Source organism: bacterium (assembly GCA_022616075.1).
Lineage (GTDB): Bacteria > Acidobacteriota > HRBIN11 > JAKEFK01 > JAKEFK01 > JAKEFK01.
The window spans coordinates 1-11,422 of sequence record JAKEFK010000131.1 but is presented as its reverse complement, the minus strand read 5'-3'; the positions used below and the strand labels follow the sequence as shown (position 1 = coordinate 11,422).

Annotated in this window: 8 protein-coding genes; 3 read left to right on the top strand and 5 right to left on the bottom strand. The window is 48.2% G+C overall.

Features of this window, described 5'->3' with window-relative positions:
• The 5 genes from L0156_10635 to L0156_10615 all read right to left on the bottom strand — a co-directional run.
• A partial coding sequence (locus L0156_10635; GenBank protein MCI0603456.1) for an ATPase occupies positions 1–239 on the bottom strand: 239 nt, incomplete at its 3' end.
• 194 nt (positions 240–433) lie between these two features.
• Entirely contained in the window at positions 434–1,963 is a 1,530-nt protein-coding gene (locus tag L0156_10630; GenBank protein ID MCI0603455.1) for a sugar ABC transporter ATP-binding protein, read from the bottom strand.
• A 7-nt stretch (positions 1,964–1,970) separates the two neighbouring features.
• Positions 1,971–3,047 (bottom strand): substrate-binding domain-containing protein, encoded by a 1,077-nt coding sequence (locus L0156_10625; protein ID MCI0603454.1) that lies wholly within the window; start codon positions 3,045–3,047, stop codon positions 1,971–1,973.
• Complete coding sequence (locus tag L0156_10620) at positions 3,044–5,515, bottom strand: hypothetical protein (protein MCI0603453.1); 2,472 nt, start codon at positions 5,513–5,515, stop codon at positions 3,044–3,046. Before L0156_10620 ends, L0156_10625 begins: the two co-directional genes overlap by 4 nt.
• Complete coding sequence (locus tag L0156_10615; GenBank protein MCI0603452.1) at positions 5,512–7,656, bottom strand: hypothetical protein; 2,145 nt, start codon at positions 7,654–7,656, stop codon at positions 5,512–5,514. The genes L0156_10620 and L0156_10615 overlap by 4 nt, the downstream gene beginning before the upstream one ends.
• A gap of 154 nt (positions 7,657–7,810) precedes the next feature.
• Here L0156_10615 and L0156_10610 point away from each other — a divergent pair, with 154 nt between their 5' ends.
• From L0156_10610 to L0156_10600, 3 genes are all read left to right on the top strand, one after another.
• A complete protein-coding gene (locus tag L0156_10610; protein ID MCI0603451.1) occupies positions 7,811–9,478 on the top strand; it encodes a CRTAC1 family protein in 1,668 nt (555 codons plus the stop codon).
• Positions 9,479–9,522: 44 nt separating this feature from the next.
• A complete protein-coding gene (locus L0156_10605; protein MCI0603450.1) occupies positions 9,523–10,875 on the top strand; it encodes a tetratricopeptide repeat protein in 1,353 nt (450 codons plus the stop codon).
• Positions 10,876–10,877: 2 nt separating this feature from the next.
• On the top strand, positions 10,878–11,422 hold a 545-nt coding region (locus tag L0156_10600), incomplete at its 3' end, for a hypothetical protein (GenBank protein MCI0603449.1).

Sequence of the window (11,422 nt, the reverse complement as noted above, 5' to 3'; positions counted from 1 at the left end):
AATGCGGGGATTCGCAGGCCGACAATCAGCTTTCCCATCAAAGACCAGACAATGATTCCAAAAAGAAATCCGATCGCCATCGCTAGCGGCGCAGGCACATGATGTTTAAAAACGAGCACACTAGCGATGCCGCCGATCAAGCCCACTCCACTTCCAACAGACAGATCGATCATTCCGGGGAGTAAAACGAGCAACATCCCTAGAGCGAGGGTAGCTGTAACAGCAAGCTCAATCGACAATAAGGAGAGATTTCTGGCCCCCAGGAATTTGTCTGTGGAAATTGCGAAGGAGATCCAAATGAGGACCAGTGCAAGGCCGATGGAAAAGTCTCGAACCGAAAATTTTGTTTGAATAATGCCCTCTTATCTTTCCGCGCCACGAACGTAGGGGCGACCCTTGTGGTCGCCCGTGCGGGCAGGGACAAGCCCTGCCCCTACAGATATTTCATGGCCGCGTTCATGATCGTTTCCTGTGTCGCTTCACTCCGGTTGAATAGACCGCCGATCCTGCCGTTGCTTAGAACTAGAATGCGATCGCTCATACCAATCAATTCCGGCAGCTCACTGGAGACCAGTACCACACCTTTACCTTCCGAAGTCAATTTGTTGATCGTCTCATACACTTCAACCTTGGCCCCAACATCGATGCCGCGCGTTGGCTCATCCAGCAAGATCACTTTTGGCTGCGTCATGAGCGCTTTTCCCAACACAACCTTTTGCTGATTTCCTCCAGAAAGCACCAGAACAGGCGTCTCCTGTCCGCGCGCTTTAATGGCCAGAGAATCCATGAACCGTTGATTTGCTCTCATTTCAGAATTTCGATCAATAAGATTGTTTCTGGTAAATTGCTTTAGCGAAGCAAGAGACAGATTAAACCCAATTGATTTGGGCAATAACAACCCAAATCTTTTGCGGTCCTCACTTGCCAAAAAGAGTCCGCGTCGAATCACATCAGCGGTGAGTTGACTCGTAAGTGGGCGGCCGCCAACGAGAACATTACCGGACAATCGCTGACCGTACACTCCGAGTATGTGCATTAACAATTCGGTGCGGCCTGCGCCCATCAGACCGCCGATCCCCAAAACTTCTCCTGCGCGAACATCAAAACTTATGTCATCAAGTACAGGTCGAGGCTTACCCGGGCGGCCGACTTTCACATTTTCAAGTCGTAATAAAACTTCTCCCGCGTCCCTTGATCGCCTGGGAAACATTTCTTTAATTTCTCTGCCCACCATGTGGCGGATCACTTCACCTTTATTCGTGCGATTCTTATCCAGAGTGATGACCGATTTTCCGTCGCGCAGTACAGTAATGCGATCGGCGATCGAAAACACTTCATCGAGTTTGTGAGAGATATAAATGCATGTGATTCCTTTTTCTCTAAGTCCCCGGATAATATTCAGCAGAATTTCAACTTCTGATTCAGCAAGCGCAGCCGTTGGCTCATCCAGCAGAAGGATCCTGGAATTCTTGGAAAGCGCTTTCAATATTTCGACGAGCTGCTGCTGTCCGACACCCAAATCACCGACACGCGCTGCGGGGTCAAGAGAGAGGTCGAATCGCTTCATCAAGTCTCGCGATTTTGAATACATCAGATTCCAATCGATTCTCCAACCTTTTTTCGGCTCCGATCCAAGAAATATATTTTCGGCAATTGTCATTTCGCGGATTAGCGCGAGTTCCTGATAAATGACCGCGATCCCCGCTTTCTGAGCATCCGCAATATTCTGGAAGTGCACAGGTTCACTGTACATTTCAACAGTCCCCTCGTAGCTGCCGGCCGGGTGAATACCGGAAAGAACTTTAATCAGTGTAGATTTGCCCGCACCGTTTTCTCCGCAAAGGGCGTGGACTTCCCCTTCCTGTAACTCAAAGGAAACATCTTTCAGAGCGATGACGCCAGGAAACTGTTTGGTGAGATTGTGAATTCGAAGAATCGCGGAAGTTGCCTCAGATGTGCTCATGCCTGTGTCATGGTGCCGGACGTTGATCCGCAGGAATGTTTCCGTAAACATCCTGGTAGCTGTGATAGCCGTCAGCAATCACGGTGGATTTCAGATTGTCGCGGGTCACTGTGATCACTTCAAGCAAGACGGAAGGGACATCCATCTTGCCATTATTCGTAGTGGCGGTTGCGATAACCGGCATTTTTTTTGCAAGTTTGACTGCGAGCTCGGCTGCCGCATTTGACAGCTTATGAATCGGCTTGTATATAGTCATCGCCTGGGTTCCTGCGGCGATCCGCTGGCAAGCAACCAATTCGGCATCCTGGCCGGTCACAAGAATTTTTCCGGCGAGGCCTTCTTCTGCGAGCGCCTGGATAGCGCCCCCGGCGGTTCCATCATTTGCCGCCAGGATCGCATCGAAATTTGATCCATGCGACGTAATTGCTGCGTTTGCAATTTTTTTCGCATTCTCCGGTTTCCAGTTTTCAGCCCAGTCTTCATGCAGAACTTGCACATCGCCGCTCTTCAGCAAGGGATTCAAGATGTTATCCTGACCTTGTTTGAATAAAAGCGCATTATTGTCCGTTTTTGCTCCAAAAATCCTTACCATGCGAAGTTTTCTTCCTTTCGGGAGGTGATCCAGAGCATATTGAGCTTGTTTCTCGCCGACTTTCACGTTGTCGAATGAAATATATAAATCGAGATCGCAATCTGTGATCAGCCGATCATAGGCGATTACCGGCACGCCCGCTTCATGCGCCTTGTTGACGGCTTTGGCCATCGCGCGCGCGTTGTGCGGAACAATCACAAGCACGTCTACGTTATTGCTCAGCAATGCTTCAATGTCCTGCATCTGCCGGGTATCATCGCTATTTGCAGATTGCACCAACACTCTTGCGCCTAACTTTTCTGCGGCTGCCACGAACAACTGTTTATCCTTTTGCCACCGCGATTCCTTTAACGTATCCATAGAGAACCCGATTAAGGGCTGCAGTTTCGACGTAGGACCTCCGGTCGCCGAACGGTTTCCCATGGACAAGGTAAGGCCGATCAAAACAGAAAGAACGAAAGACAATACAACAAAAACGATCCGGATTTTCATGGCTTCTCTTTATCTATTCTACTCATCAAGAATTGAATCGAAAGGTCGGTTAAGTTCCAGAGCTGAACGTCGGAGCTGGAGCCATAACGAATCGGCTGCAACTTGCCGTCAGAAATCTCGTAGCTCCAAAGTTCATTATGCTTCAGCCCGGATCCTTCCACTGCTTTTCGAATTTTGGCTAGATCGTCACGCAATCGCATTCCATAGGACTGCATATCGGTTGTGTTTGATTCGGCGCTTTGCAGGATCTCCTTCACTAATCCGAGCGTTAGAAGATTTACTTCCCGGCCCCAGACAACCCGGGGCGAATGATACTGATCCCGTTCAAAATTCTGCCACACATTCGAAGAAGCATAAGAATCATTTGCGCACAACGGTCCGAGATTCTCCACGTACAAGCCAACCGGGTAAGGAATTAAGAAAGTCTCCACTACCTTATATATAGTTCCCGGTTGCTCACGATCCAACTGAATTTTCTTTGCATGGTCCCCAAGGAACAGCCATGTCGCAGGGTCGGTATTTAAAACAGGAATCGGTTTGCCTGATTCATCCAGAGAAAGCGCGAGAAATTCCAACCGGTCCGGAATGGTTTGGTCGGCTTTTAAAACAGACCTCCAAAAAGTTTTTTCCTGGTCCGGAAGGGATTCAATCTTCGATTGAACCTTCCGCATGAATTCGTCGCGGGTGAAACGAACCCAAAAGTGCTGAATAGCCCCTTGCCAAACGTCGATTGCTTTCTGCAAATGTTCGGGTTGATGGACGTACTGCAGAAAAATCTCACGGTGTTCAGATTCGACATCCGTTGTCAATGATTCGAGCCTTCGGGAATCGTAGCCGTTCTTTTTCAGGAACTGCAAAGTCGCTGCAATCGATTCCAACGCACCGGGCACCCATACGGCGTTTACGTCCATCCCAAAACGCCCACCCGCATAACCGGCTCCGCTGTCACGCCAGCTTGCAGACATCCACCGGCCATCTTCCAAGCGTGGGAAGCTCACTAAGTGAATGGCATCCGGATTTTCCACATAGGCTCGTGAAGCTTGTGAGACGTACGCAAAATTTCTAAGAATGATTTTGATCCACTTTTCCAAAAACGCGCGTTTCCTTTGATCCTCCACTCGCGGATTGTTTAGATAACGTCCGATCAGCACCGGCAGTTGAAAATCATCATCAATCATGTTGTAGTTCTCGCGAGTCCGCTGCAAATCCCGCAAGATGGCTGATGCTTGTTTCATCGCTTCGGGATCCGAATTTTTCAAATAACCTTCTATGAGCTTGTTGTATTGATCGGCGTTTTCACGAATCGCCTGGCCGCCCAAAGCCTCTTCATGACTGGCTTCACCGCGAGGAGACACCTTTCGAAGAACGCTCGAGATTGCGTGTTCCATCATCGAAACAGACCAAATCGGCTCAAACATGAAAGCAGACATCATCGTGTCGCGGCCGAAATAGGTCGCGAAATTCGGCAATCCTGCCATCAGCTTGTCCTGATAACAGACGAGCTCCATTCCCTGAACTTCCCGGTCAATCCAACGGAAATTCGTCTTTGCCTGTCCCGAAGTGGTCGCATTGTTTTTTAAATCGTTGTAGAACTTCAGAAAAGTGTCATTAAAAATTTCCTTGCGATCCAATGGATTTAGAGGCGCCGCATCAGTTCCCACCTTAATTTTGAACTGCACTGGCCCCGTCGCTTTGATCGAAACAGAATTTGTCTCGATTCCGACTTGCGTCGTCTGGAAGATCAGTTGCAACGACAGATGGTTTTTACCATCAAACGAAATCTGTTCGATGAAAATTGTGGAGTCATTCTTCTTGAACGATGGATCCATTCGATTCCGCAATTGCTGTGTGTTTGAAACGCTTAATGCAGCCAATGCACCGGACCTCTCTGAATGAGGAATTTTTTCGAGATTCGTAATTAGCTTCAAGAGCTCCGGTTCATGAAACGGTTCCGAATCATACGGAGCCAGATCTTTCTTGAAATACTGGAAGTCGCGTTCCTTCCTCATCGATCCGAGCAGAAAATGGCCTATTTTCAGATGTGAGGAATCGGAACACAAAGAATACTGCACGAATCGAAAATTCTGTTCTGCTGTCGCTGTTGCGCTTTCGCCACACCAGCGGAGAGCTACCGGCTGACCTGCGGAATCGCGCGCAGTAAATGAAAGACTTTCATTCGCCGAGTCAGCCCACAGATTTACGACGCGGCCGGTCCCCTGATTCAAATAAATCTGCAGTGTATTTTTTTGTGAATCTTGATAAAAGCGGGTTCTGTAATCTTTGTATCGCGCCGGACTGTCCATTCCGGCTTCAGGAAACTCAAGAACAGGAAGAACATCGGCTGCCGTAGCCAACGTGCCGATAAGAAGAAATAGTGGGAATAGGCAGTACAAAGTAGCGCGGGCGTCCCGCCTGCGAGTTGCCGCAGACGAGACGTCTGCGCTACTTCGGATCTGACAACTGTTCATGGCACCTCGTAATTAAAAGTTTTGTCGCGAACCTTGAAATTTTTCAGTTTCAACTTTTTAACAGAAGCCGGCAACATTGGTTTAAATTTCCTGATCAAGCCATCTTCTGTCAAGCGAAGGCCTGTGTAGCCGAAAATGACTTGCTGTAAAAACCCGCCAGCCCCCGTCAAAAAATTTGTGGATCGATTAGAGCCGGTTTCGGCGAGCGCGTAAAAAGGTGGACGCAGAAAACCCTGATAAGTGAAGGGAAATAGTTTGTTGAACCATTCCTTGTTTTCCAGTTCTGCGGCTATCAACGGAAGAAGCGTGATCGTCATCATCCCTCCGGGCCCTTCTTCGGTATCAAGCCGCTTGATTGCATGAGAAAGGTTGTTCCGTTTTGCCTCTTGACTCATTGGAATCTCCAATGGATAGCTGAGAAGCGGAACAACTGAGCCAAGAGCCGAATCGGGAGCATTTTCGTATTCCATATGAAACGACTTTGCATCGTTGTATGGGAGAAACATCCCGGCCGCTATCTTCTTCCAGTCAGCGTTCTCAGGTATTCTGAGAACCCTCTGGGCCGCGACGGCCAGTTCCAAATTCTTTTTAGCGACCGCATTTGTATACGTGTCATTGTGTATTCCGATAAGACCTTCGTTTACGGATACGACCCGATCAATTTCATAGCGGTTCTGCTGCTGGTTGAATTTGATCCTGCTTGTCCAAAACTCAGCCGTCTGCTGAAGAACCGGAAAACCAACGTCTTTCAACCACTGCTTATCCGCTGTTGCCAGATAGTATTGCCACTGAGCCAAGGCCACGTCACCGATAACATGAATTTCAGACAGAGCATTTTGGTAGGCAAACTGCGGCGTCGTTTCATTTCCTATTTCATCGGCTTCCCAGGGATACATGGCTCCGCGAAAACCGAGATCTTTTGCTTTGTGTTGTGCCGCATTCATGGTGCGATGCCGGAACATCACAATGGATTTCGCTATCTCCGGATGCATCACCAAAAGTGGCGGAAACATCCATGTGTCCGCGTCCCAGAAAATGTGGCCGTAATATCCATCACTGGATAAGCCCATAGGCGGAATGCTGAAATCAGTATCCTTGGCGATACTGCAAAGAAGATAAAACATCATCGAATGAATCATCTTTTGCAGCTCGTCATTGCCTTCAATCTGGATATCTGTCTTCCACAGCTCATGCCAGGCGCGAAGATGTTCACTCAGCAATGCATCATAAGAGCGGGAGCGGATCGAATCGATTGCTCCGGATGCGACTTTGAATGGTTCCCTTTTGTTCTGCGAGGATGCGATTCCTACAAATTTATAGAAAGTGTATGGCTTGTTTTCTGCGTTAAATCGAAGCAACACTGCGGCCGTGTTTTCATCATTCTCCGTTCTTGTCGTGATGTTTTTTAGATCGAACGGCCATCTCACCTCCATCACTTGAGCGACATTTGTTTCGCGCCCTTCGGCAGTCGAGATCATCCACGCCTTCCCTCCGCGCGCACTTGCTTCTGCCTTTCGATCTTTCGGAACCATATTGCCCGGATACCAGACGCTCGGATAACTGCCCGGAGGATCCGGCTCAATTTTGTCCAGTTTCTCAAGCGGAAGCCGCTTTGGACTCGGCCAGTCTCTTAAGGAAAAGGATAATTCAATAACTCCCCTGTTCCGTGGGATGATCGTCAGTTTTATGCCGGCAAGATTGGGGTTCGCACGTGAAACAAAGGCTTGAATTTGTAGTTCCGTTGTATTTTCTCCACTCTTCCAGTGGTAGCTTGTGTCGAGTGTCCCATCAAACATGTTGATCTGTTGCCGGTAAGCTGCGATGGTATTTTCTGCGGGAGATATTTTACTCAGCCAGACATCAGCAGTCTTAATATCGATTCCGTTCCACGCAGGAAGCACAGCGATCCGGGGTACATCATCTGGACCGTGATCATATACCCACGCCATGTAGGAGTGCGCATCGATGATTCCGAGCGGCGTCGTGACGAGACTGAAATGACCATTTCCAATGAACCCCGGAGTGTATGGTTGAAGTTTTGTCGCTTCCAAGATGAAGCCGGATGGTGGCCCTTCAGCCGGCAAGAAGCAGCAAAAAAAAGAAATTACGAAAATGAAGACAAACAGCTTGTGGAGAAGCATATTTTTTATTCCGTAATCTCTTTTAACCGCCAAGTCGCCAAGATTTTACAGAGAAGTGTTTCTCTTGGCGTTTGGCGCCTTGGCGGTTCAATTCTCGATGGAAATTTTGGACTGAAAATTTAAGTTAACATATTTGACAAGAAAGTTGAACGTGATGATCAAGAGGTTCCTCTGTTTTTTGTCCTGTTTATTCTTTGTGTGTTGCACAAAAACGCCAACAGAAAAACCTCCATCATCCATTCCTACCGCCTTTACAGATATCACTCAGCAAACCGGCTTGAATTTCGTTCATGAGCCGGGAGTGGATGGCAGTTACTTTATGCCGGAAAGTATGGGGTCCGGCGGAGCGTTTTTCGATTACAACAATGATGGCTATCTCGACATTTATTTGATCAACGGTAACTGGCACGGCAAAGCTCAAGCGTCCATGGTCAAGAACAGACTGTACCGGCAGAACCGGGACGGGACGTTTCAGGATGTCACAGACTCCTCGGGTCTGGGGGATCCGGGGTATGGAATGGGCGTAGCGGTTGGAGACATCGATAATGATGGCGATCTCGATGTTTATGTAACAAATTTCGGAGGAGACTCGCTCTATCGAAACAATGGCGATGGAACCTTCATGAACATCACGAATTCTGCCGGCATCCGCAACCGTGAATGGGGTACGTCCGCCGTTTTTCTTGATTACGACCGGGACGGTTACCTGGATCTTTATGTCGCGAATTATGTCTCGTTAGATCCAACCGTTGTGTGCACGGATAAAGCCGGAAGGCAGGATTACTGTGGACCCAAAGGATTCCAGCCAACTCGGGATGTTCTTTATCACAACAATCGAGACGGAACATTTGAAGACGTATCGCGCGATTCAAATATCGGAAACACCGCGGGCAAAGGATTAGGAGTCATCAGCGCTGACTTCAACAGGGATTCCTTTCCGGACATTTACGTGGCTAACGATGGCGAAGAGAATTTTTTGTGGATCAATAAGCAAGATGGCACATTTGAAAATCAGGCGGTTCCGCTTGGCGCCGCTGTGAATGCGCTGGGGCAGCCGGAAGCGAGCATGGGAGTTGCGGCTGGAGATGCGGATGATGACCAGGATCTGGATCTTTTTATGACGCATCTAAGAGAGGAGAAAAATACCTTTTATCGCAATCAGGGACATGGAGATTTTCAGGATGAAAGCTGGGCTGCTGGTCTCGCCGGTGTCAGTGTTCCCTATACTGGATTCGGTACCGGATATTTCGACTATGACAATGATGGGGATCTCGATCTGGCGGTTGTGAATGGCCGTGTAACGCGCGGGCCGCTTCTCACGAAGAAGCAAAAACCGGATTACTGGGATCACTATGAAGAACCGAATCTCCTTTTTGAGAATGACGGCGCCGGCAAATTTCGTGTTGCTCCTGATCCTGCAGGCCCATTTGCATCAACCGTAGAAAACAGTCGCGGCCTGGCCTTCGGTGATCTGGACAATGACGGAGATATCGATCTCCTTGTAACAAATGAAGGCGGTCCTGCTCGTGTCTACCGCAACGACTTTCAGAAAAAGGGACACTGGTTAATTGTGAGAGCAGTAGATCCAGCTTTAAAAAGAGATGCCATTGGGGCTGAAATTACCGTATCTTTTCAGGGTAAAAAGATAATGCGACTTCTTGCGCCAGGATACAGTTATCTCAGCAGCAGTGATCCGCGAGTTCATTTCGGTCTCGATACTGCAACCGCAGTGGAGACAATGGAAGTTCGTTGGCCGGATGGAAGTATTCAAAAATTTCCTGGTACTCGCGCAGATCAATTCATCACGTTAAATAAAAAGTGAAAAAGTCTACTGTGTCGAAAAAAAAACGCCAACAGAAGGAGAATTTGCATCGCAGTGTCCCCGACAAGGGTAAACAGTCACAGAAAAGATTTCGGATTGTTGTTCCGCTTATTATTGTTCTAGCGTTGGCCGGTTTTGCATCGCGTCGGTTTCTATTTCGCGATAAACAGAAAGAAGCTCTACTTATTTCCATTTCGCAACTTGATCTGTCCAAAAGCGAACCTCAGGTGGCGGATAAAATAACAAAGAACCGACAGGAGGTAAGCGATCATCTCAATTCCGCAGAAGCATGGGGGAAGCTGGCGATGAACCTGGATGCACATGACTTCAAGAAAGAATCAATCCCTGTATATAAGAAGGCGAGCGCGCTCGATTCTTCCGATGTACGCTGGCTCTATCTGGGTGCGATGGTCCTTTCTCAAATGGGGATAGCTGAATGTCTGGACTGGTTTGATCGCGCGCAAAAGGTAAAGCCGGATTACGCTCCGTTATTGGTCAATTATGGCGACGCATTGCTCCGCTTCGATAAACCAGATGCGGCTCTGATAAAGTATCGCCAGGCACTGGAACAGGATTCCGCGAACTCTCACGCGCTTGTGGGAGCTGCGCAAATTGAGTTTTCAAAGGGTGACGCTCAAAAAGCTCGCATTTATTTGGAGAAAGCGATTCAAGCGAATCCTAAGCACAGGGAAGCGTACAGTCTCATGAGTACGGTGTGTAAGCAGCTGAAGGATCCTGATTGCCACGACCAGACATCTCCGGCTGTTACGGAACTTCCTGAAAAAACACCGATGCTCGATCCCATCTATGCTGCTCTAAATGCAGAAGGAGAGAGCTCTCTTTGGCATCGCTTTCGCGGCAGCGAATACATGAAAAAAGGATTGTTTGATTTAGCAATCCAGGAATTTCAAGAAGCAATGCGCATTCGTCCCGATACACAAACGAAAGAAGATCTTGCTAAGGTATTCAACTCTGCGGGAAGGTTTCATGAAGCGAAAAGGGAGTATCAGTCGATTATTGATACTCATCCCACTCCGAACAACTATTTCGGTCTGGGTCTTGCGAACGCGAGAACCGGCTCCTACGCGGAGGCAGAAAATTCTTTTCGCAAAGCAATCAAACTGAAACCGGCGTTTGCCGAAGCCCATTTCAATCTTGCGGTGGTCTTCGCGAAAACAGGTCTCTTGAAGGAGACGATAGAAAGCTTAAACGACGCGATTCGAGTTAACCCAAATTATTCCGAAGCACACTACCATCTCGGTCTTGCATACATAGCTGCCAATAACGAGAACGGTGTTCGACAACAATACGTGGCTTTAGAAAAACTCGATCAAAAACTTGCTGCCAGACTGAAAAATCAAATGGAGCAGAAGGCCACCAGCATCAGAACGGAGTAATCATGAGAAAAATATTGATCGTTCTTTTCCTGATTTTACTTGCTCATTCAGTGACCGGGGATGTCACTCCTTCCGGCAGCAAAGCGTCTCTAGAGGTTGAAGTCCAAAAAATGCTGGCTGCATTAGAAATGGATGAAGATACGGATGGGGATAAAAGAATTACTGTAAATGATCCGCATGTCAGCGGAACCGAGCGAGGCGATAAACGATTTTGGCTGACCGCCGAAGCCGGCGCAATGGAAGTTTCCGGAACTTACTACCTTTCAAACCTCTTACAGGAGCTGAGTCTTGCGACAGAAGCAGGACTAAAAAACGTTGAACTAGAAACGAACCGGATTTTTGAGCCGCCGGTCGATAGGATTTCGCGATCCATTCGGGAACTGTACTGGGACGGCCTCACAAGACGGATCGACGAAGCGGGGCTCGTAAAAATCCTCTCTGATGAAAAAACAGCTTCTGTTGATGGACTTCGTCACGTATATGTGCCGGCGGATGATCAGCTTGCTTATAAATACCTGACAAACGTAGCAAAGAATCACACGGAGTT

Excerpts from the sequence above, each read along its gene's own strand:
- L0156_10630 (MCI0603455.1), bottom strand. The coding sequence starts at position 1,963 with ATGAGCACATCTGAGGCAACTTCCGCGATTCTTCGAATTCACAATCTC.
- L0156_10625 (MCI0603454.1), bottom strand. The coding sequence starts at position 3,047 with ATGAAAATCCGGATCGTTTTTGTTGTATTGTCTTTCGTTCTTTCTGTT.
- L0156_10620 (MCI0603453.1), bottom strand. The coding sequence starts at position 5,515 with ATGAACAGTTGTCAGATCCGAAGTAGCGCAGACGTCTCGTCTGCGGCA.
- L0156_10615 (MCI0603452.1), bottom strand. The coding sequence starts at position 7,656 with ATGCTTCTCCACAAGCTGTTTGTCTTCATTTTCGTAATTTCTTTTTTT.
- L0156_10610 (MCI0603451.1), top strand. The coding sequence starts at position 7,811 with ATGATCAAGAGGTTCCTCTGTTTTTTGTCCTGTTTATTCTTTGTGTGT.